Annotated in this window: 16 protein-coding genes and 1 pseudogene; 10 read left to right on the forward strand and 7 right to left on the reverse strand. The window is 42.4% G+C overall.

The annotated features are described in order from the left end of the window. A pseudogene (locus FQ082_RS10545) lies at window positions 1–88 on the reverse strand (IS1595 family transposase); the annotation flags it as partial. Between the two features lie 254 nt (window positions 89–342). Between FQ082_RS10545 and FQ082_RS10550 the strand changes: the two are divergent. The 3 genes from FQ082_RS10550 (at window position 343) to mutY (ending at window position 6,006) form a co-directional block, all read left to right on the forward strand. Next, entirely contained in the window at window positions 343–3,402 is a 3,060-nt protein-coding gene (locus tag FQ082_RS10550; protein ID WP_262498207.1) for a DUF2339 domain-containing protein, read from the forward strand. A 156-nt stretch (window positions 3,403–3,558) separates the two neighbouring features. Next, complete coding sequence (gene ylqF / locus FQ082_RS10555) at window positions 3,559–4,515, forward strand: ribosome biogenesis GTPase YlqF (RefSeq protein WP_133104898.1); 957 nt, start codon at window positions 3,559–3,561, stop codon at window positions 4,513–4,515. A gap of 243 nt (window positions 4,516–4,758) precedes the next feature. Further along, the gene (gene mutY, locus FQ082_RS10560; protein WP_223145358.1) at window positions 4,759–6,006 is read left to right on the forward strand and encodes an A/G-specific adenine glycosylase; all 1,248 of its coding nucleotides are present in this window, start codon (window positions 4,759–4,761) and stop codon (window positions 6,004–6,006) included. Window positions 6,007–6,119: 113 nt separating this feature from the next. Here the strand turns inward: mutY and FQ082_RS10565 are convergent, their stop codons facing one another. Together FQ082_RS10565 and rapA are read right to left on the reverse strand one after the other, a co-directional pair. Continuing rightward, a complete protein-coding gene (locus FQ082_RS10565) occupies window positions 6,120–7,022 on the reverse strand; it encodes an acyl-CoA thioesterase (RefSeq protein ID WP_020444398.1) in 903 nt (300 codons plus the stop codon). A gap of 244 nt (window positions 7,023–7,266) precedes the next feature. Then, window positions 7,267–10,155 carry an RNA polymerase-associated protein RapA gene (gene rapA / locus FQ082_RS10570; protein WP_188018948.1) on the reverse strand — a complete coding sequence of 963 codons (2,889 nt, stop codon included), beginning with the start codon at window positions 10,153–10,155 and terminating at the stop codon, window positions 7,267–7,269. 708 nt (window positions 10,156–10,863) lie between these two features. On the opposite strand from rapA, the gene FQ082_RS10575 reads away from it, so the two are divergent. From FQ082_RS10575 to FQ082_RS10585, 3 genes are all read left to right on the forward strand, one after another. After that, window positions 10,864–13,176 carry a sensor histidine kinase gene (locus FQ082_RS10575; RefSeq protein WP_149493074.1) on the forward strand — a complete coding sequence of 771 codons (2,313 nt, stop codon included), beginning with the start codon at window positions 10,864–10,866 and terminating at the stop codon, window positions 13,174–13,176. A gap of 84 nt (window positions 13,177–13,260) precedes the next feature. Continuing rightward, complete coding sequence (locus FQ082_RS10580; RefSeq protein ID WP_149493075.1) at window positions 13,261–14,241, forward strand: response regulator; 981 nt, start codon at window positions 13,261–13,263, stop codon at window positions 14,239–14,241. A 185-nt stretch (window positions 14,242–14,426) separates the two neighbouring features. Continuing rightward, a complete protein-coding gene (locus tag FQ082_RS10585) occupies window positions 14,427–15,365 on the forward strand; it encodes a D-2-hydroxyacid dehydrogenase (RefSeq protein WP_149493076.1) in 939 nt (312 codons plus the stop codon). Window positions 15,366–15,384: 19 nt separating this feature from the next. On the opposite strand, the gene FQ082_RS10590 is transcribed toward FQ082_RS10585, so the two are convergent. Together FQ082_RS10590 and FQ082_RS10595 are read right to left on the reverse strand one after the other, a co-directional pair. Beyond that, window positions 15,385–17,007, reverse strand: a complete 1,623-nt coding sequence (locus tag FQ082_RS10590) for a flavin-containing monooxygenase (RefSeq protein WP_149493077.1) — start codon at window positions 17,005–17,007, stop codon at window positions 15,385–15,387. A gap of 135 nt (window positions 17,008–17,142) precedes the next feature. Further along, on the reverse strand, window positions 17,143–17,856 hold the full coding sequence (locus tag FQ082_RS10595) for an RluA family pseudouridine synthase (protein ID WP_149493078.1): 714 nt from the start codon (window positions 17,854–17,856) through the stop codon (window positions 17,143–17,145). A gap of 353 nt (window positions 17,857–18,209) precedes the next feature. Between FQ082_RS10595 and trxA the strand changes: the two genes are divergently transcribed. The 3 genes from trxA (at window position 18,210) to FQ082_RS10610 (ending at window position 20,915) form a co-directional block, all read left to right on the forward strand. Continuing rightward, the gene (trxA, locus tag FQ082_RS10600; RefSeq protein ID WP_020444406.1) at window positions 18,210–18,536 is read left to right on the forward strand and encodes a thioredoxin; all 327 of its coding nucleotides are present in this window, start codon (window positions 18,210–18,212) and stop codon (window positions 18,534–18,536) included. 529 nt (window positions 18,537–19,065) lie between these two features. After that, on the forward strand, window positions 19,066–20,334 hold the full coding sequence (gene rho / locus FQ082_RS10605) for a transcription termination factor Rho (RefSeq protein ID WP_020444407.1): 1,269 nt from the start codon (window positions 19,066–19,068) through the stop codon (window positions 20,332–20,334). A gap of 341 nt (window positions 20,335–20,675) precedes the next feature. Next, a complete protein-coding gene (locus tag FQ082_RS10610) occupies window positions 20,676–20,915 on the forward strand; it encodes a hypothetical protein (protein WP_011514602.1) in 240 nt (79 codons plus the stop codon). Between the two features lie 168 nt (window positions 20,916–21,083). Here FQ082_RS10610 and FQ082_RS10615 read toward each other — a convergent pair whose 3' ends face one another. After that, on the reverse strand, window positions 21,084–21,968 hold the full coding sequence (locus FQ082_RS10615) for a neutral zinc metallopeptidase (protein ID WP_011514603.1): 885 nt from the start codon (window positions 21,966–21,968) through the stop codon (window positions 21,084–21,086). A gap of 541 nt (window positions 21,969–22,509) precedes the next feature. On the opposite strand from FQ082_RS10615, the gene FQ082_RS10620 reads away from it, so the two are divergent. Beyond that, the gene (locus FQ082_RS10620) at window positions 22,510–22,866 is read left to right on the forward strand and encodes a hypothetical protein (RefSeq protein WP_020444409.1); all 357 of its coding nucleotides are present in this window, start codon (window positions 22,510–22,512) and stop codon (window positions 22,864–22,866) included. A 177-nt stretch (window positions 22,867–23,043) separates the two neighbouring features. Here FQ082_RS10620 and FQ082_RS10625 read toward each other — a convergent pair whose 3' ends face one another. Beyond that, complete coding sequence (locus tag FQ082_RS10625; RefSeq protein WP_011514605.1) at window positions 23,044–23,343, reverse strand: integration host factor subunit alpha; 300 nt, start codon at window positions 23,341–23,343, stop codon at window positions 23,044–23,046. Window positions 23,344–23,572: the final 229 nt, after the last annotated feature.

The following is a 23,572-nucleotide window of genomic DNA, read 5'->3' on the forward strand; positions in this document are numbered from 1 at the left end:
CGGCTGTTCTAGCGGTTACTTCAGCCGTGAAAAACTCTAACAGTCGTCGCTGTACTTTTTTACTTAGTTTACAACGGGTTATCTTCATAAAAGCAGTCTAGCATAGTGCTTATCTACTACAGCCCCTAGTTTTTTATACTACTTTGACATTCAATAAGCTTATTTGAGCCCTTTCAATTTCGTTGAATAAGCTCATTTGTGGCGTGTTGGGCGCGTCACTCTTGTGCTTATAATCAAATAGCGTCATTATCACTCAATGGACAGACAGATTGAGTGGGAATGATGCTATATTTTTTGATGGGTTCTTTAGGTTGGCTGGTTATAATTACTTTAATAGTAATTATGATTGCTCTTTATATTAGGCTACATCAGCAATTGGCACAACTGCGTCAAGATATGGCGCAGCTAAAGAGCGAGCTTGAGCAGAAAAAGAATAGTACCACTACTGCAAAAGGTACTGCTGTAAAAAGTATATTTGACATCGAATTACCTAGTGATAATGCATTGTCATCAACAGAAAAATCAATGCCGCCCCCGTTACCACTTAGTGCTTTATCCTCTAATCCTCTATCAAATAACTTTGTATCAACATCTGCAAAACAATCATCAGTTTCCAATAGTCAGCCTTTGACCGATAAAGCTGCTAATGCGCCGATAGAACCTGACGAGCGCTCATTTCCTATTGTTACCTCTCTTATTCACTCGATTCAAAATTGGTTTTTGGGTGGCAACCTAGTAGTGCGTGTTGGAGTATTGGTTTTACTAATCGGCGTGGTTCTACTGCTGCGCTTACTAAGTGACTTAATCCAAGTGCCTATTGGCGTCAAGCTAACAGTCATTATTATCATAGGATTAGGGCTGGCAGGATTAGGCTTAAAGCTGGCGGCAAAACGCTTTGCGTATGGTATAAGCTTGCAAGGTACTGGCTTAGCCATTGCTTATTTGACCACATTTTTTGCCTATAGTGTCTATCAGGTGATTGGTAGTCTGCCAAGCTTTATAGCGCTTGGCATATTATCAGCAGTCACGGTCGCTTTAGCGGTACGCCAAAACGCTTTTCCTTTGGCATTATTAGCATTATCCGGTGGATTTTTTGCACCGATTTTGACCAGTCAAGATGCTGGCAGCTTAACGATACTCTTTAGCTATTACTTGTTATTAAATATTACCATTGCCATTATTGCCCATTATCGCCCATGGAAGGTGCTCAATTTATTTGGCGCGAGCGTCACATTTGGTTTGGCATACTACTGGGGATTGACTGAAAATTTAGCGGTAGTTATAGAAAATCAACGCTGGACGTTGGTATTACTCGTCGCGCTACATGTACTGCTGTATCTATTCGTCGTCATTCGCTATGCACAGCAAATCATTGCTTACAATGATGCTATTTCTTATGACAATAGTGACGCCACTACCGTTATTGCTACTGATACCGACCAGACTGTTGATATTAAGAGTCAGCATGCCAGCTATGTGTTTCCTATTGATATTGGGCTGCTGTTCTCTGTACCGCTAATGGCGTTTGGTTTATTTTCAGCGTTACTGTACGATATCAATCACGCTTTAACCCTAACTAGCGCAGTTTTAGCAGTTGTATACTTAGGGCTTGGCTGGACGTTTATTCAGCGCAGTCAGCGTTATGCATTGATTACGGAAGGGATGCTGGCATTAGGTTTTGGCTTTTTGGCATTAGTGATTCCGCTGGCATTAAATGCAGAATGGATTGCCTTCGGCTGGTCGGTTCAAGGATTAGCATTGGTATGGTTTGGCAGGCGTTCTCTTCGTGCATGGTCAGTATTATTGGGTTTAGTATTGCAGCTAATTAGCATTGGCATGTTATCAAATACCTTTGTCATTACTCTTGATTACTATCCAACGCTCGCATTAACCATTTCTGCCATCAGTGCAATTGCTAGCGTCTTTATCTTACGTGCTAGTAATTCGCCTATTTCATTACCTATTTCATTACCTATTTCATCGCCTATGACAGCGGCGCAAGGCTCAATGCCATCTGTCCACGATTCTAAAAATCAGCTTAATGCCAATAATACGCTGTCCGAATACGGCAAAGCGTTAGGTATTAGCGAGACAGCAACTCAGCAATGGTTTGAAAGTATCAACAACCAAAGTATCGCGTTTAAAATCATTTGGCAACGCCCTTCTTTAATACGGCTGTTAACGCTCACTGCGGTGGGTTGGCTGCTGTATGTGTTAGTCCTCGATTTTGACCAATGGCTTGCCAACTGGCAATTGGCAACATCGACGCTTATCGCCTTATCAAGTGTCGTTAGCATGATTATTTATCATTTTATCAATCAATATCGTTCATGGCGAGAAATCAGACAATTTAGCCATGGTTTGCTGCTGTTATTTTATGCGATGCTGATCTTACAACTGCCACAACAATATGAATTTGACTATCAATGGACAGCCTTTTATTGGCCGATATTTACAACGTTGTTCATCGGCTGGCTGATTCTTGGTCAATTATGGCTAAAGACGTGGCATAACAATGCTAATAACGACGACAATAACGGTGCAGAATTAAAAGGCTACGATAGTGCAAGCTGGCTTGTTACTGGCATTATAATTTTGGCTGAGGCTGTACATTATGGTTTGCCCGATTCAAAAGGCGTGTTGACTATTCTTGTGCCGGTTGTGCTTATGTTAGCTGGGCTCTGGTTGACGTACCGTCAGCAAAATAATAATCAGATGAAAAATCTAATTTCACCGCTCTCTATGTATTGGTTTGACTGGCAACGTGCGCTGTTAGGTTGCGCCAAAATATTTGTGCCATTAACACTGTGCTGGGTCATTTTTACCAATTTCACCTATGATGGGGTGATTTGGGGACTGCCCTATTTTCCACTACTTAACTTGTATGATGTGACGTTGTGGCTGGTGTTGTTTTATGGATTGGGCGTTTATTTATTGCGTCAACGTAGCGAGCACTCGCAAAATCTATTTAGCGCCATTCGTAAGAGTGACACGTTGTTGATCGTACTAGCGCTGATTAGCTTTTGGATACTCTCTAGTATGCTGGTCAGAACGCTGCACGCTTTTATTAATACACCGCTGTGGATAGCGGAATTATATGATCATACTGGCAGCGCATGGGATAGTGAGCAAGTACAGACTGGACTGACGATTTTATGGACGCTACTGGCATTGGTCGCCACCATTATCGCCAGTCGCTATTGGCAGCGCGCGCTTTGGTTTATGGGCATTGGCTTATTGGGTATTGTGGTCTTAAAATTGGTCTTAGTTGATTTGTCACAGACTGAGGCAATTTGGCGAGTGATTTCTTTCCTTGGTGCGGGTAGCTTGATTTTATTGATTGGTTATTTGGCACCGTTGCCGCCGGCGCGTGATGGAACAGCAGAGCAGGTCGAATCATAGTTTCTTATTAGAGTAAATTGAAATTATAGCGTGAGCACTATTAGCATTATTACTTTTTAGCATCCGTACGTGGCTTATGTAGTAAACTGAACACCATGAAAAGTAAATGACGATCGTCTTACTTTGAGCATTTTTTATAAAAGGTTATGAAAGCAGATGGATAAGAGAGTAAGTATTCAGTGGTTCCCTGGACATATGAACAAAGCCCGTAATGAAATCAAAGAAATTATGCCGCAGATGGATGTGGTTATCGAAGTGATTGATGCGCGTATTCCTTATAGCAGCGAAAACCCGATGGTCGCTGCCTTACGTGGTGAAAAACCGGTTATCAAAATCTTAAATAAAGCTGATCTTGCTGATCCTGAGCTGACCCAAGCATGGATGGACTATCTTGAGCAGCAAAATGGTGTTAAAGCCATTGCTTGCGATACTGATAAAGCCAATGATGTCAAACGTATCATCGCTATCTGTAAACAACTCGTCCCCAATAAAGTTGGTACGGGTCGCCAAATCAAAGCCATGATTATGGGTATTCCAAACGTCGGTAAATCGACTTTGATTAATACTTTGGCTGGACGCGCTGTGGCAAGAACCGGTGACGAGCCAGCGGTCACCAAGTCGCAGCAATTGATTAAACTTGATGACGATATCATGCTTTATGACACGCCCGGCATGCTGTGGCCAAAAGTTGAAAACGAAAACTCTGGCTATCGCTTGGCTGCAACAGGCGGCATTCGTGATACGGCGTTTGATTTTGCGGATGTTGCCGGTTATACCGCTGAGTATTTATTAACCGCCTATCCTGAGCTGCTAAAAACCCGCTATAAAATTGAAGAACTGCCTAAGACCGATTGGGAGTTCTTTGAAATAGCTGGTCGCAATCGTGGCTGCGTGCGCGCGGGCAATAAAGTCGATACCTACCGGATGTCTGAAATCCTAGTAAATGAGCTGCGTAGCGGTAAGATTGGGCGTATCACTTTGGAGACGCCTGCTATGACTGAGGCTGAAGAAGTCGTCGTCGCTGAACAACGCATCGCGTCAGAAGAAAAAAGAATCGCTAAAGAAGAAGAGAAACGCTTGCGTCGCCTTAAAACGCGGAAGAATCGGAAGTAAACACTAATTAACATAGCTCGTAGGGTGCGCCTAGCGCACCTGTTTTATCTTTATAATTCACCTTTAACTTATCTGAAAATCCTCACAATCTCACTTGGCAAACAATACAGTTAATTGCCATTTTATCCAATGATCCTCACAACTAAGCTCACCTACTGTTGTCTTGTATCAATCGTATTACACCCCATAAATAACCTTAATCCCAAATTTTATATATCCCTGTTAAATTTACAAGGAATACTCTTGCATACTCAATTTTCTCACTCATTAACTTCTTTAGACGCATTCGCCCCGCGCCTCCTCGCTTGGTTTGCCGAAAATGGTCGCCACGATTTACCTTGGCAACAGCATCAAACCGATACGCCAAATCCTTATATTGTTTGGCTATCCGAGGTCATGCTACAGCAGACACAAGTGACCACTGTGCTGCCCTACTTTGCCCGTTTTATGGACTCCTTTCCGACCGTGCAAGATTTAGCAGCAGCAGAATGGGACACCATCGCGGAGCATTGGGCGGGACTTGGCTACTATGCGCGTGCACGTAATTTGCATAAAGGCGCGAAGCAATTGGTCGCTGTGATTGACGAATCTGGCGACTTTCCGCAAACCTTGGCAGGTTGGGAAGCGATATCAGGTGTTGGTCCTTCGACCGCTGGGGCGATTATGTCAATGGGCTTGCATCGTTATGGCGTCATCTGCGATGGCAACGTTAAACGTGTCTTGACGCGTTGGGCAGCAATTGATGGTGACATCACTAAGTCCGCGACGACTAAAGAGCTGTGGGCATTGGCAGAGCGTTTAACGCCTAGAGAACAATCAGGATTGTTTGCGCAAGCGATGATGGATATGGGTGCAACTTTGTGCACGCGTAGTAAGCCTGCTTGTCTACTATGTCCACTACAAGATGATTGCTTAGCGCATGCGCAAGGTCGTGAAACGGACTATCCAGTCAAGGCGAAGAAACAGCCTAAACCGAGTAAATTTAGTAATGCACTGCTTATTGAAAACGAAAATGGCGAAATACTTTGGTTACAGCGCCCTGATAATGGCATTTGGGGCGGACTGTGGAGTTTGCCGCTAGCATTTATAGAAAAAATTAGCGGAAAAGTTGCCGTGAAGGATGCTGACAAGAATAAAAATAAGGAACCAATTGCAGCGAATGATAATCAGCTTTTAGAAGTAGCTAGTAATGAAAAAATATACGAGACAGAATTTACTACTGCTGAGCAAATTATTAATGAGTGGTTAGATAAGAATCAATTGGTTACAAAATCAATCAGCAACACATTACTCGATGATTCGCCTATCAAACATTCATTGACCCATTTTCATTGGTATTTAACCCCGCAATCAGTAACTTTAAACGATAAACAGGTGACTGAGATAACCGAAGCCTTGCAATCTGCACAAATTAATATTAATTGGTTAAACGCTGATGATGCACAAGCAACGTTAGGATTGCCAAGAGCGATGGTGAAAATTTTAGAATAGGATTACATATATAATCACTAAAAAATCCGCTTAAAATAACGATTGTATACGCCATAAAAAAGCGACTCAGAATAATTCTAAGTCGCTTTTTTTATTTATAGCAATATAAAAACTTAAGACTTCGGCACTCGCAAACGCATTAAGCCTTCTTGTTGTACGGTCGCGACCAACTTCCCATCTTGCCAAAACTGACCATGATTGAGCCCCATCGCATTGGATGTCGTATCACTCCACATGTCGTATAACAGCCAATCGTTCAAGTCAAAGTGACGATGAAAATGCATTGAATGATCGATACTAGCAGCTTGCAAGCCGCTGGTCATAAAGCTAATACCATGTGACATCAGCCCCGTGCCAACCAAATAAAAATCAGAGGAAAATGCCAATAATGCTTGCTGAATCGCGACGGGTTGATTGCCAAGCTCGCGGATACGCAGCCAGTTCGCTTGCTTAGGTTTCATTGGTTCCGGATGGATCGGGTCACGCGGTTTCACTGGTTTAATCTCGATATGACGACGGCGCATAAAACGAGATTTTAATGCCTCTGGGACTTTACCAACATAGTCTTCTTTTAGATCCTGCTCCGCAAGTAAGTCTTCAGGCGGTGGATAGACAGGCATATCTTCTTGATACTCTAAGCCCTCTTCCATCGGTGAAAAAGAGGCAATCATAGAAAATATCACTTGCTCAACCGGCGGCTTACCACGTACTTGCTTATACTGAATCGCCGTTACTTCGCGCGCGGACAAACTACGCCCATCACGTAAGCGGCGCACTTGATAAATCACCGGCTGGTTGATATCACCGCCGCGCAAAAAATACCCATGCAAGGAGTGACAAGGCTTGTCTTCATCAAGCGTATGCGCTGCTGCCATGATCGCTTGTGCGAGCACTTGCCCACCAAAGATACGGGCACCGACATAGTCATGGCTTTTACCTTCAAATACATCAGGGCTGACTTCGATGAGCGCGACGGTAGCCAATAGCTCATCTATTAGTTGTGAATAATCAGACATGACGATTACTTTCCTTATTTTTATCAATAACGCCAAGCATCTAGATATAAGCGCCAAAGAATATCAAGACGATATGGCTTGAGCCGATATGGCGTTTTAATTTAAATAATATGAAATCAATAGCAGTAATATACAAGATAAATCTTTAGATGAGCAATAAATGGATTATCGAAAACTCATGATAAAAAGTCATAAATAAAAACGAGATGCTTAAATACACCTCGTTTTTACTATTGTATTAAATTTATGGTTTTACTGCCACCAATACACGGATAGAATCTGGCACCAATGACAAGCCCGCCAATGCTTGCTCGCCTTGTAATTTTAGCTGCTCTAAACGCTCAATCTCTGCTGGACGTACGTTTGGATTGATAGTTTGTAGATGCTTAAGACGTTTGATCTCACGCGACCACTGCTGGCTAAAGCGGGCACTTGCTTGCTCACCAATCTCAGCCAACTGCTGACGAGCAATATCTTCCGCTTCATAATAACGCTGCTCGATGACATCGCCGCGTACTTTAATCACTTGGCGGGCACGGTTTTTATCTAGGCGCTCAATGTGCGGCATGATCATATCGGCACTGATACGCGCTGACAAATCGCTGCCCTGCTCACTGATAAAGACGCGGATATTTTGCGTGCTCAAGGTTGCAGGCAAGTTAAGCAGTTTTGGCGCAATGGCTTCAACGCGGAAATTCACTTCTAACATCACCATGCCCTGTGGTACCGCAGCACTTTTTAGCATTGCAACCGTGGTATTACCAAAGGTGCTGGTACTTGCTAGCTCATAAATCGCCTGCATCAATGGATGTTCATGAGTAATAAAAGCAATATCCTCACGTTGCAGCGCTTGCTCACGCTCAAAAGTCAACGTCATACCGTCTTCATCACCGAGTGGCAGACCATCGATATAATCACTAATCTCAGTGCTGTCAATCGGTGAAATCACCCACGAGCCATCGCGTTGGATATTGTGCTCGATATTGGCTGAGGCAAAAAAGCGCTCGATAAACTGCGGCAATAGATTGTGCCCATCAAAATCGCGCATGGCATCAGCGATACGTCCAGCAACGCGCGGACGGCATGAGTTGTATTCTAATAAACGATCACGACCAGCTTGCAATTGTGTTTCAAGTCCCAGTCGTGTCTGTGCTGCTTCTGCGATAATATCTGCTAATATTGCACGATTGACGTCGTTATCGGCACCCTCAAGCATCGGTTTTAGTTCTTGAATATACTGCTCTTGTACGCTCTGCGCTGTTGGTGAGATCTGATTGAACATATTTAGCGCATTGTTATACCACTGATACAGACGCTCTTGCGCGGTACTTTGGACATAAGGTACATGTAGCATGATTTGCTGCGTCTGCCCAATACGATCTAGACGACCGATACGCTGCTCCAAGGTATCTGGATTGGCAGGCAAATCCCATAATATCAGCTGGCTTGCAAACTGAAAATTACGACCTTCCGACCCAATCTCTGAGCATAATAATATCTGCGCGCCTTCACTATCAGCAAAGAACGCCGCGGCTTGGTCACGCTCAAGCAAGGTCATCTGCTCGGTAAAGATAGCAGTCTTAATACCTGCATGCAGACGCAATACTGCTTCCAAGCTCTCAACGGTCGCACCACTACGGGCAATTAACAGTACTTTTTTGTGCTTAAGCTCACCCTTTAAGATATCAATCAGCCAAGGCACACGTGGGTCGTCTTCCAACCAGCCACCATCAGGTTGATTTTCTTCGCCCCATAGCTGTTCACGCAATTTACCATTGGTTTGATAGCTGTCGACCCATGCTTCAGGTAATGGCAGTGGATAAGGCTGGCTACTACGACCATAAAAACCTTTCACACTCTCACGGGTATTACGGAATAAAATACGTCCCGTACCATGGCGATCTAGCAATTCATTTAGGGCATAAGTACGGAGTTTTTCGTCTTCGTTAATCGTTGCTAATTCATCGATACTAATCGTCAGTAAACTGCTCAGTGCGGCAATTTGACCATCACTTAAAGGTTTATCTTCTATTAATAGGCTGGCGACGGCTGCCGTTTCTGCAAAGGCATCTTGACCATCGATAAACTCATCTAAGTCATCAAAGCGATCTGGGTCTAATAGACGCAAACGGGCAAAGTGACTTTGCGCCCCAAGCTGCTCAGGTGTCGCCGTCAATAGCATGACTCCTGCCGTCTCTTCAGCAAAATCTGCAATGAGGTCGTACTTATCATTGCCGCCTTGCGCTTCATCCCAATGCAGGTGATGCGCTTCATCGACGACCAGTAAATCAAACCCTGCTTCCATCGCCTGATCATACAAGTCAGGATGGTCAAGGAGTAAGTCCATACCAGCGATGACACATTGCTCAGTCATAAAGACATTTTGCTCAGGGTCATGCTCTTTAATCGCTGCGGTACGCACCAAATCAAACAAGGCAAAGTTGAGATTAAAGCGGCGGCGCAGCTCAATCATCCACTGGTATTGCAAACTGTCTGGTACAAGGATTAATACCCGCTCAGCTTTGCCAGTCAGTAGCTGCTGATGAATAATCAGACCTGCCTCAATGGTTTTACCCAAACCGACTTCATCAGCCAGCAAAACTCGCGGCGCAATACGTTTGCCGACTTCATGAGCGATATATAACTGATGCTCAATGATATCGACGCGCGCGCCCATTAAGCCCTTGAGCGGATGACCTGCAAGCGCTGATTGCATACGCAAAATATCTTGACGCAAATCGTACCAATCACTGCGCTCAATACGACCTGCCAGCAGACGCTCAAGTGGTTTCGCCAAAGTAATATTAGCAGCCAGACGAGTTTCCATAATGGCTTTTTCATGCTCATCAACACTGTATTTGAGCACGCCCATCACTTCTTCAACAGCATTTACTGTATAGCTCTTACCTGCCTGATCAGAGATACTATCGCCGACTTTAAACACCACACGAGATAACGGCGCAGAGTTTTTTGCATAAACGCGCGTCTCTTCACTTTGCGGAAATAAAATGTGCACACATCGGTCGTCTACATCGATGACCACACCTAAGCCCAGCTCGGACTCCGTATCAGATAAATAGCGTTGACCAACGGCGAATTCGGTGCTGTGCAATGAAGCGATAGAGATAGTCATAGGGCGATGTCTTTTTGTACTCAGATGATAAGAAAATAGGTAGTTTACGATGCAAGCCATGCTTGCTGGCTCAATTACATGGACTAACTGATAATTATTGGATATACGTTTATTCAATATACGGTCATTCAGTATATTGTCACGAGATATATCAGGCACATCAGCTTGTAAGCCAAATCCGTCGATAAAACAGATCATTATATAACGTTAGCGCTTAGATGAGTGCGTTAAGTTCACTTTTCAAGAGCAGATTTCTGCCAGATAAAGTCAAGGCTAAGCATAAGTTGGGCTTATAAACCAACAAGATAACGACTAGCAAGTAAACAAAAAATATTGTTATCGTAAAATTGTTACTGTATTGTTAAAAAATGCAATAGAACATCTCTCTTAATACCAAAGCTATTCAATTTAACTAAGTCATTAGACTTTTAGCTAACTACTACTTATATAAAAAATAGCATAGACCTCATAACCGTTATCGATGCTTTATCAGCGATTATGAGTATGCTATTGTCCATAATAGTCCATTAAGTTATAAGTTAAGTTTATTATCATAATTTTAAGTTATGTTAACACTATTTTCAGTTGACGTTTATGACTAGTGTTAACAAGTTATCTTGATGAAACTTAACCATATATTTCGTTGTAGCCAATCCATCCCATTGGCAATTCTTTTTGTGCTCCCTACTCCCAAGGACAAATCCCGTCATGAGTGCCTCTAAAAAAGTTGGCTTTTTTAATCAAGTCAGTACCCAAGTTACCACTATTTTGTTCATTGCTTTTGCGGTCGTACTTGCGGTCGTTGTTTATGTCGTTGATAAAGAAGGCCATGATAAAATCCGTCTTGAGTCAGCAAAGCTGGTCGCTGAACGTGGTAATACCGCGGTTAATAGTATCTCAGCCGACATCAATCGTGTCATGCGTAGTGCCTTGCTGTTACAGCAAAGCGCGCAAACGCTGCCACCGCAAGAGAATATTTTGCAAGTCAGTACCGCCAATGCATTCGATAAACGCGACTATAACTTATTGGGTAGTGGCGGCATTTGGCCAGAAAAAGGCGCTCTTGGTGCCAATACTGCAACCCATCCGTTTTTGATGGTACGCCAAAACGGTGATTATCAAGCGGTACTAAGCGATCCAAACCCAACCAATCCTTATTATCAAGAAGATTGGTTTAGCGTCTTAAAACTACTCAAACCTGACAGCTGTATCTGGAACCATGTTCGCGCCAGCCAAACCAAAGGCGAGCTTGCCATGAGCTGCGGTGTCGCAATTGAGCGTGACAATCAGTTTTGGGGTGCCAGTACGGTTAACTTTACCCTAAACCAGTTGCAAGAGAACATCGTCAAGTTGAGTGAGAGCTCTGGTTCAGGCTACATTTTATTATTAGATAACAGTGATAAGGTAATCGCCTCATCTAACCCTGAACGCTTAAGCTATATTGATGAAGCAACCGGTACACCACTTGATATCAAACAAGTTATCAACTCTGACCCTGCTTGGAATCCGGTATTAAACTTCTTGGAAACTCAGCGTAACGAGATTATCGAGCAAGTTGCAGCTAGCGTGTCACCGCAAGTTCAGCAAGTATTGAATACGATTGATAAAGCAGAAACAGGTGATTCCAAAGGTTATTATTTGGTCAACTATGCTGCTTACCTAAATAACGGTGAAAACAAGCAAAATGCTATGGATAGCCGCTTGCTACAAAGCTTTGAGCTGACCAATGATAACTTTTATAACGGCAGTCAAGCCTATGTCTTTGAGATTCCTGAAACCTATTGGAAACTTATCGTTGTCCAACCTGATGCTGAGATTAACGCCATTGCCGACAATTTAAGTGAAAACTTGATTAACTGGATTGCGTTAGCGCTCCTTATCACCGCTGGTATTATCTACTTTATGCTAACTTTCTTAGCATTCAAGCCATTGAAAGAAACCACTGATAAAATTTCTCTCGCAGAAAACATCATTAATAACAAGCAGTACAACAAGCTAAGCTCAGTTAAATTTAAGACAGGTCGCAACGAGATTGGACTGGTAAACGGCTCTATTAACGATCTATTAGATCGTATCCAATCTAACGAAGGTAAGCTTGCCAATATTAACCAACAGCTAGAGATTAAAGTAGAAGAACGTACTGCTGAGCTGCAAGACACACTAAAAGAGCTGAAAAGCTCGCAGCTACAATTGATCCGTTCAGAAAAAATGGCAACGTTGGGGCAGATGGTTGCGGGTGTTGCCCATGAAGTAAATACGCCTTTATCTTATGTACAGAATAACCTCGAGATTATCGGTCAGTTAACTGAGCAATACGAAGAGCTGATTGAACTGGTACAAGGGTTAAAAGGTATCAAGTCTGACGTCACATCTGATGGCAAGATTGATAAGTTATTAGCAGATATTGTCCGTGCTTCTGATGAAATTCAAGAAGATGATTTGTCCACTGAGCTAAAAGAGCTGATTAAAGACTCGCTATTTGGCGTCGAGCAAATCACCGAGATGGTATTAAACCTACGTAACTTTGCCCGTCTTGATGAGTCAAAAGTGAAGACCATTGATGTGCGCGAATGTATCGAAGCCTCGCTGAAAATCGCGGGTAACTCTATCAGACATCAAGAGATTGTCACTGATTTTGCGCCGACACCTGAAATTAAATGCTCACCGTCGCAAATCAATCAAGTCTTGGTCAATCTGCTCAATAACGCCGCGCAAGCCATGGGTGAAAAATCTGATGGCAAAATCGAAGTGCGTACCCGCGCCGATGACAGCAATGTCTATGTTGATGTCATCGATAACGGTAAAGGCATGAGCTCAGAAGTGCTCAGTCAGATATTTGAGCCGTTCTTTACCACTAAAGGCGCAGGCGAAGGTACTGGTCTTGGTATGGCAATCAGTCAGCAGATTATGGAGCAGCATAATGGCGATATTAAAGCCGTATCGACTGTAGGCGTTGGCACCACCTTTACCTTAACGCTACCGATTAATAATGATCTGACAGAAAAAAGACTAGCGGCATAATCGCTAGGTTCTGCTGTTATTTTAATTACTATTTTAATGATTATATAAAGCTATATCACTGTTATTCATCATAAGGAACTCACCATGAATGAATTAGAAAATGACACCAGTAATGACACCAACAATAACATAAGTACCGCTGAGTTAGGGGTTGAAGCGAAACCGAAATTGGCGTTCATTGACGATGAACAACGTATTTTACGTTCTATGAAACTGTTATTTCGTAAAACGCATGACGTTTTTATTACTACTGACCCGACTGAATACATCGACTATATCAAAAACAACCATGTACACGTCGCGGTCAGTGACCAACGTATGCCTGAGCGGGTTGGCGTTGATATCTTGCGCGAAGTAAAAGATGTCTCACCGTCTACCATGCGTATATTATTAACCGGCTATGCCGATTTGAACGCGATTATTGGCTCTATTAATGATGGTGAAATTTACCGTTATTTAACCAAGCCATGTAAATCTGAAGAACTGCTCGCTGTCGTCGGACGCGCCACTGAAATCGCTTTGACTTATAACCCAGACGAAGACGCCGAGCAGTTCGATAGTTCAGGCAATAAGCAGACTTTATTGGTCATTGATGAGACCAATGAGTTGATTGAGCAAATACGTAAGCAATTCTCTAACAACTATAAAGTGCTGCACGCCCAAGGTTTAGAGGAAGCTTACGATTATTTAGCGAATGAAGATATCGGTGTTTGTATTACCGACATCAATGTCAGCGGCGAGAATATTGCGCCGATTATCTTTACCCTAAAGCAAGATGCGCCGCATTTAGTCGTATTGGTACAGACCGAATTCCAAGATGCAGGACTGCTGATTGATTTGATTAATAAAGGTCAGGTCTATCGCTGCCTACCGAAGCCAATGCGCGCAAGCCTCCTTGAAATTAGTGTCAATCGTGCATTCCAGCACCATGCAAAACTAAAAGCCAGCCCTGAATTGGTCAAACGTTATGAAGTCGAGCACGATCCTGAAAACGATGTGCGCATTGACTTGAGCAGTCGTGTACGTAGTCTGATCGGTAAATTGCGTAAGCGTTTTTCTTTATAAGCGCAAAAAAATAAGTAAGCGCAAGAAACTGGTGTCTCAATAAATAAAACCTCTATTTCAGCTTGAAGTAGAGGTTTTTTGCTTTGTGCTTTTTGACATGTTTTTTGACTAAATGCAGCAACGTGCTACATTAAGCCGATAATAAACAAAACCCATTTACGATAACAACGAGATAAGGAATCATCATGCAAGCGGTTTTTTTAGATAAAGGCACTTTTTCTGATAACGTCGATTTGCCAGCACCCGCTGGCGTTACTGATTACATTACTTACGATGATACGCCTCAAGCACTGATCATTGAGCGCTGCAAAGACGCCGATATTATTTTTACTAATAAAGTGCAAATCAATGCCGAAGCGATTGCTAAGTTGCCGAAGCTAAAACTCATTCAACTGACCGCTACTGGCATGAATAACGTCGACCAAGATGCTTGTGCTGAGCATAATATCGCGCTCTATAACGTCGCCGGTTACGCGGTGAAAAGCGTGCCTGAGCATACCTTTATGCTGATGCTAAATGCCATGCGTGCCGGTCTGCATTATCATAATAAAGTCACCGATGGCACGTGGGCAGATAATGGTAATTTTTGCCTACTTGATATCCCGCTTATAGATTTGGAAAATAAAACGCTGGGTATTATTGGCATTGGTACCATTGGCAAACGTGTCACTGATATTGCGCGTGCTTTTGGCATGACGGTATTGTGGGCGGAGCACCAAGGGCGTATGCCGCGTAATGATGATTATACCGCCTTTGATGAAGTGCTCGCTTGTGCTGATGTGATTAGCTTACATTGCCCGTTAAATGAGAAAACTCAGCACCTTATCAATGCAGACACCTTGGCCAAAATGACTAAAAAACCTCTACTTGTCAACGTCGCTCGTGGTGGTATTGTTGATAGCCAAGCGCTTGCTGATGCCATTAACAATGAGCAGATTTTAGGGTATGGCAGCGACGTTTTTGAGCAAGAACCCATAGCTGCCAATGATCCTTTACTGGCTCTTGGCGAGCATCCACGCGTGATATTTAGTCCGCACAAGGCATGGGGCAGCAAAAGCGCGCAAGAAACCTTATGGCAGATGCTTAGTAAACAAGTCAGTGATTTTATCAATCAAGCGCAGTAATATTAATAATTAGCAAATTCTAACGATTAAACTGTAGCCACTCATCTTTGATTTTACAGTATTTGAGCATGATGCGATCGGTGACATAGTTGTTGTTCACTCGCCAAGGATAGCGATCACCTTGTTTTGGCAGCTCATCCTTGGCACGGCTGACATACCCTGCCGATAGTGCCCCAAGTACCGTATCTGCCTGCATTTTCACTTGTTCGTGCTCCGTCTCAGCCTGCGCACATACTGTTTTGTATCCTTCTTTATTCATATAACTCAGTAAACGCAGCACATACTGACAGGCCAAATCAATCTTCAATGTCCAAGACGCGTTAGTATAGCCAAACATGATTGCCATATTTGGTACACCCTCAAGCATCACTGCTTTGTAGGTCATCCGTGCGCCTACATCGATCGGCTCCCCATCGACATATAAAGCTGCACCGCCTAACATCTGTAATTTTAGACCCGTCGCAGTAACGATGATATCTGCGTCCAAATGCTTGCCTGATGCTAATGCAATACCAGTTGAGGTAAACTGGCTGATGCTATCGGTTACTACTTCAGCGCGCTTGCTATGCAAAGCTTGAAACAAATCGCTATCAGGTACCGCACACAAACGCTCTTCCCAAGGATTATAAGCCGGCTTAAAATGGGCAACATCCACGCCACTACCTTTAAGCTCTTTTCTAACTTTATGGTTTAATAGCGCTTTCATCATCTTTGGCGCATAAATCGCCACCCGATAAACACCTTGTTGAAACATCACATTGCGCGTACGCAACAAGGTGTACGCCTGTGCTGTTGATAAAGGTGAGAATTTACCTGATAGCCAGTCAAGCGCATGATCATCGCCTGGTACGCTTGCAACATACGTCGGTGAGCGTTGCAGCATGGTGACATGACGGGCACATTGTTTACTACTTTCATCAACCAATGCCGGTATCAGTGTCATCGCCGTCGCGCCACTACCGATGACGACGACCTTTTTATCGTTGTATTGTGTATTTTGCCAATACTGTGGGTGGACTATTTCACCTTTGAAATTTTCTTCATTTTTAAAATGTGGTCTATAACCAGTTTCATAGTCATAATAACCGGTCGCCCCAACGACAAAGTTTGCCGTTAAGCTCAATACTTCACCGGTAGCATGATTTTTAATCATCGCCGTCCATTGCTGACTGTCGCTTGACCATGATAACTGCTGTACTTCATGCTGATAGCGAATATGCTCTACCACTTTAAACTCGCGTGCTGTATCAGCAATATAGCTTTTAATGTCTGCACCTTTTGCAAGCATCTTATGATCCAGCCACGGACGGAAACTATAGCCAAAAGTCAGCGCATCCGAGTCAGAACGAATACCAGGATAGGTAAACAAATCCCATGTACCGCCCAAATCCTCACGTTTTTCTACGATTAAAAATCGTTGGCTATTAAGTTTGAGGCGTTTTTTCTGCTTAACGCTTTTACTATCAAAAAGACTTTGATGACTTTTTTGCGAGCTCTGCTGCTGCAAATGGCAAGCCATGCTGATGCCTGCGATACCCGCACCAATAATCAGTACCTCATAATCTGTAGGAGCATCTGATGAATAAGGTTTAGCTTTAAAGCGCTTCTTAAGCGCCTGCTTGGCAGTAGTCATATTAAGCATAATACAATCCTTGTTTTGCAAGTTGGCTGACCTATCAGAGCGCAGGATGCCTTACTAATTTTCTATAGCAGCTTTACCTAGCAACTTTATCTAGTAATTTGCAACAATACTAGATTTTAGTTTATTTTAAAAACACTAAAAAGGCGTTGGACTTTCCCAGTCCATCCACGCTCCAAGCGTTGGATGTTTTAGGCGCAGTTGCTGCGCATGTAGATTTAGTCTTGGCGCAATATCCAATGCAATACCTTCTGCATAAATCGGGTCACCAATCATCACATGTCCGACATGTACCATATGGACGCGCAGCTGATGACTACGACCGGTGACTGGTTTTAATAGGAGGCGAGTTACTATTTGACCATCACATTCTTCATGCGCCAATACTTCATATAAAGTCAGCGCATGTTTTGACCAATCATGGTCGACGATATGACGCGGTTTGGTTGCAGGCTCATAACGTACTGGTACCGATATCTTGCCAGTAGCGCCAACGCTGTCCCATTGACCAAAGACACGCGCTTGATAACTTTTTTGCGGTAGTCGGTCGATGAACTGCTTACTAATATTGGTTTGTGCGGCTGCATTTTTGGCGAAAATAAGCAGCCCAGAGGTATCCATATCGAGGCGATGAATCAGTTTGACGGCAGGATTGGCACGTTCAAGGCGAGCTAGCAAGCTTACTTTCAAGCTCTTACCGTCGACACTCAATAGTCCTGCTGGCTTATCGACTACCCAGATGTCTTCATCTTCATAGACGGTAACTTTTTTTGCAAATGTTTGAAAAAAATCAAGCGAACGGGTTTTTTCTTCAGCATTAAGGGCATCGATTTTTTCATCTGTAAAGGGCATAAATGTGGGCTACTTATATGAATGGACTTATATTAATCAGTTCGGATATAAAAATCAGAATCCGTTATAGAATCAAAATGCAAGTAATCTTAACGAGCAGTTAAAGGCAGAAATAAATACAGTAGGTAACAGATAAAAGCCAACCCTGTATCCTTATGTGTCGATTTATTGTGCTAATCGTAATTGTTAAACAATTTAACCAGTCTACGTCTGTCAACTTTGGGCAAACATGTTAATATAATGGCAGATCTCTACCCATTCTTAACATTCTTTAGCCGGTCATCATTTTGGTATGACATTTATTGTTTTATCGATAAATGGTGATACATATAATAAAACAAGAGAGAAAAATTATGTCAGACCTTATTGTTAATACCACTGATGCCAACTTTGACCAAGACGTCTTACAATCTGATGTGCCAGTATTAGTCGATTTTTGGGCAACATGGTGTGGTCCTTGTAAAGCAATCGCACCTATTTTAGAAGATTTAGCGACTGAGTACCAAGGTAAAGTTAAAATCGTTAAAGTTGACGTTGATAATAACCCACAAGCGGCAAGCCGTTTTGGTATCCGCAACATTCCTACCCTATTCGTATTTAAAGGTGGCGAAAAAGTGGATTCAGTCATGGGCTTGCAGCCAAAGGCTGAATTGGCAAAAGTGCTAGATAAGCATTTGTAAATTAATGCATGCTTGCTTTGGTTATTCTTAGTAAACGCGCTGAAAACATCGTAAACGTCAAAGCCATTATCTGATACAGATAGTGGCTTTTTTGTTGATTTTATGAGCAAAAAGCTAGATTACTTTACTTTTTTGGCAAAAATTATTGACAATACTATCTTTAAGCCCGTATAGTCTGCTGATAAGAGAACACTAATGGCTCTCCTAAATATCTTGTCGCTATTCTCCTCGTGTTTATCAACAAAAACACCATCGTCATTATTAAATACCACTACTGACCGAATGACTAAACACAATGACTGATATTGAGTTTTTGACGCAGACTCTTATGTAGATTTCTTTATCTTCACCTTTTATAACTTGTCTGCCTCTCTTGCGACAAGCTCATAAACTGACACATAAAATCAAAACTACATAAATTTTAACTCTGTATATATACCCTCTATCGCCCTAATAACATTGTTTTAATCACTGTCGTGATTTGTGAATAATGGCATCTCTCATCTTATCAACTGCTAACGACCTATCTATGAATCTTACTGAATTAAAGAAAAAATCAATCGCTGAGCTACTGGCCATCGCTAAAGAGATGGGTCTTGATAATATGGCACGTAGCCGTAAACAAGACATTATCTTTGCCATTCTAAAAACTCATGCCCGTAACGGTGAGGCCATCTATGGTGATGGTGTGCTTGAAGTGCTCCCTGACGGTTTTGGTTTTTTGCGCTCATCTGAAGGCTCTTATTTAGCAGGTCCTGATGATATCTATGTCAGCCCAAGCCAAATTCGCCGTTTTAGTCTAAAAACCGGTGACAGTATCGCAGGCACGATTCGTCCACCAAAAGACTCTGAGCGTTATTTTGCACTATTAAAAGTCGGTGAAATCAACTTTGATACGCCAGACCGCTCACGTCATAAGCTTATCTTTGAAAACTTAACGCCATTATTTCCAACTGAGCAGCTAAAACTTGAGCTAGGTAACGGTACGACTGAAGATTTGACCGGTCGTATTATCGACCTGATTGCACCGATTGGTAAAGGTCAGCGCTCTATTATTGTGGCACCGCCCAAAGCGGGTAAAACGATGCTGCTACAGTCAATAGCACAATCGATCACTCGTAATAATCCTGAGTGCTACCTCATTGTACTGCTGATTGATGAGCGTCCAGAAGAAGTCACCGAGATGGAACGTACCGTACGCGGTGAAGTAGTTGCCTCAACTTTCGATGAGCCGCCACAGCGCCATGTACAAGTGGCTGAGATGGTCATTGAAAAAGCCAAGCGCTTGGTTGAGCATAAGCAAGATGTGGTCATTCTGCTTGACTCGATTACCCGTCTTGCCCGCGCCTATAACACTGTTATTCCTTCATCAGGTAAAGTATTGACCGGTGGTTTGGATGCCAATGCGTTAGAGCGCCCAAAACGCTTCTTTGGTGCTGCTCGTAATATTGAAGAAGGCGGCAGCTTGACCATTATCGCCAGTGCCCTTATTGATACTGGTAGTAAAATGGACAGTGTTATCTTTGAAGAATTCAAAGGTACCGGTAACCAAGAGATTACCCTTGAGCGTGATCTGGCAGAAAAGCGTGTCTTCCCTGCCATTAATATCAAAAAATCGGGTACACGCCGTGAAGAACGTCTGCTTGATGAAGATAAGCTGCGTAAAGTTTGGATCCTGCGTAAATTGCTACAGCCGATGGATGGTGTACAAGCAACTGAGTTCTTATTGGACCGCTTAAAAGAAGCCAAAACCAATGATGAATTTTTTGAGCAAATGAAGCGTAAGTCACAAAATTGATTTTAAATCTTTTACGACAATAAAGTTATATAAATAATTTACGTTTTACTCATAGAGGCTGCCTATAAGGCGGTCTTTTTGTTTTTATTACTATTGGCTCTCTCATTAGGAATAATTCGCGTCGAAAACAGTTAGCTTACTATCAGGATAAATACAATAACCCTAAGCAAAGGCACTACCAATGACACAGTGAGGCAACATAATTTACAGCTTACTTGCAAAGCTTAGCGTTTTTACTACGACCAGATTTATATATAAGGGCTACTATAAGGGTTAAGAACATACTGAAATATATACTGTATACTTAGTATTTTAAACTTGACGATTTAATAGGTGATATTATGAAACTTGCTAAAACTATCGCAATGACGGCTCTAACTAGTTCTGCTCTTATCATGGGTGGCTGTGCTACTAACGGATATAGCACTGGTCTAAGTAATACAGCTAAAGCTGCCACTGCTGGCGCTGCTGCCGGTGCACTGATCAAAAGTAAAGGCGATAGCAAAGATATCGCTCGTGGTGCAATCGCTGGTGCTGCTATTGGCGGCGCTGGTGGTTATATCTATGATCAAACTAGATAATCAGTTTTAAGCAGCTCTTTTGGCACATATATTTTATGAAAGATATTACCTAGCCAACTAGCTGACAAAAAAAGCCTGCAATTGATTGCAGGCTTTTTTGTGTCTAATGATTACTATATTAACTATTGATCATACCAATCAATATAACTGGTTTTATAATAGTCAGTGCTATAAAGCACCGCTAAACGTATCACAAGTTTGCACATTACCGCTCTCTAGACCGCGCGTAAACCACTCTACACGCTGTTGGCTAGTACCATGAGTAAAGTTATCAGGTACTACCGCCCCGCCTCCTGCACGTGCTAAGCGATCATCACCAATCTGACCAGCAGCATTGATAGCTTCATCGATATCACCTGCTTCTAAAAACTGTACGCGCTCTTGATTGCGCTGCGCCCAAACACCAGCAAAGCAATCAGCTTGTAGCTCTTGTAGTACAGACAATTTATTTGCTTGTGCCCGAGTCACTTGACGGCTGGCTTCATTTACTTGCTGAGTAATACCAAGCAAAGTCTGTACATGGTGACCTACTTCATGGGAGATCACATAGGCTTGGGCAAAATCGCCCGCTTTGTTCTGATTGTCACTATCCCCTGAGTTTTGGATATCACCAGATATACCAAGCTTTTGACGCATCTCTACGAAAAACGACGTATCTAAATAGACCGTTTGATCACCTGGGCAATAAAAAGGACCAGTCGCTGAGCTGGCACTACCACAAGCAGAACTGACTTGCCCATTAAACAAAATCAGTGACGGCTCTTTATATGTACTACCACCCTCATTGAATATTTGATGCCAAACCTCTTCAGTGTCCGCTAGGACAACTTTGACAAACTGTGTATCCCGATCGTCACTGGTAGCTGGTTCAGTAGAGGTATTACCACCGCCTGCGACCTCTTGACCTGTTTGCAATGCGGTCATGGGATTTACCCCAAACACTAGCCATAAAATACCAGCAATAATGATACCGCCGATACCGCCGCCCATTAGCTTACCGCCACCACTACTAGTACGCACATTAGTACTGCCACGTCTGCCTTGCCATTTCATAATCCTTCTCCCAAAAAATACGATATCTTATGCCACTCATATCGATCATGATTCATGTTATATAGTTTTTAGCTCAATCCTTTGATGTCATATTTTGATAACCTTTGCTAATTTCATCTGCCACAGACTACAAACTGCTTTAAAACACTTAGCGCTTTTTTATATTTACAGCCAGTTATTATGACTACCATTTAGCATTACTTATGTATCCGCTATCTTCTTTATTATGCTGTCATAAATAGCGCAAACAGATACAAAGTACCAGACATAAGAAATTTATCTGCAATAAGCAGATGTCGTTGATTATACGTCGATTAATTTGACTTTTTGTATGGATAATTATGTAAAATAAGTAAAATAAAACCCTCTTTACAATTTTATTGTAACTTAATTGTACAACCTCTTTCTATGCAGAAAGAAATCATATAGAATGCGTGAAAGCTGAGTAGCTGTGACTAAGACTAGTTGAATATCTGAGACATCTCGGATGTTCAACCTTTTTTGCTGCTACTGCTCATTTAATTATCCCGGAGAAAACCTTATGAACTTAAAATTACTTGCTCTAGCTGGTATCATGACTGCAACTATGGGCTTAACTGCCTGTGATAGCAACAAAGAAAACGCTGCTGAAGATTTATCTGACGCTCAAGAAGAAGTAACTGATGCTTCTGAGCAATTAGACGAAGCTGCTGCTGCTGGCGAAGCTGTTCCTGCTGAAGCAGAAGCTGCTGTTGCTGGCGCTGAAGCTGATATCGCTGATGCACAACTTGCTACTGCTACTGACGAAATCGATGCTGAAGTACCTGTAGACGGTACTACTACTAGCGTTGACGTAGCTAGCGAAACTCCAGCTGTAGACGCAGCTGACGAAGTTGTAGTTGAGCAACCAGCTCAGTAATTTTTATTTTTATAAATAAAAATACTGTACTAAAAAAAGAGAGCCTATGCTCTCTTTTTTTATGCCTGCGATTTATGTTTTATATAACTGAGACAATGTCGCATAAAAAAATGATGGCTATAACAGTCGATTTAATAGACAACTGCGAACCATCACTTTTAGTCTTACTCACTACTATTATTGGTCAAATAGGCGCTCATCGACCTGTTGACGGAATTTTTGTCCTGTTTTAAAGGTCACAACGCGGCGCGCTGATACCGCGACAGGCTCCCCTGTCTTAGGGTTGCGTCCTGGGCGACTATTTTTGTCTTTAAGCTCAAAGTTGCCAAAGCCTGAAAGCTTGACCTCTTTGCCATCAATCAAACTCTCTGACAGTTCGTCAAAAAAATTCTCTACCAAACAGCGACCTTCTTGGCGCGTTAGGTTTAGATGATTCATCAAATGCTCGATCATGTCAGATTTGGTTAAGGTGCTCACAGTACGACTCCTATGCTATGTCGTGATGTCGAATATCATGGTTTAGCGGTATGAGAATTAGTGTTAGCTATTATAAAGGTTTTTGTGCGTCTTTTTAATAAAGTCTGCATTAAAATCCTTTATTAATAACTACTTAACTTACTCTATGAATAAAATCTTCTATCAGTTAATAATTTTTATAAATAGCAAAAATCCATAGCCTCATTTATATTGAGGCTATAGAGTATTT

Origin of the sequence: Psychrobacter sp. ANT_H56B (assembly GCF_008369245.1) — a bacterium.
Lineage (GTDB): Bacteria > Pseudomonadota > Gammaproteobacteria > Pseudomonadales > Moraxellaceae > Psychrobacter > Psychrobacter cryohalolentis.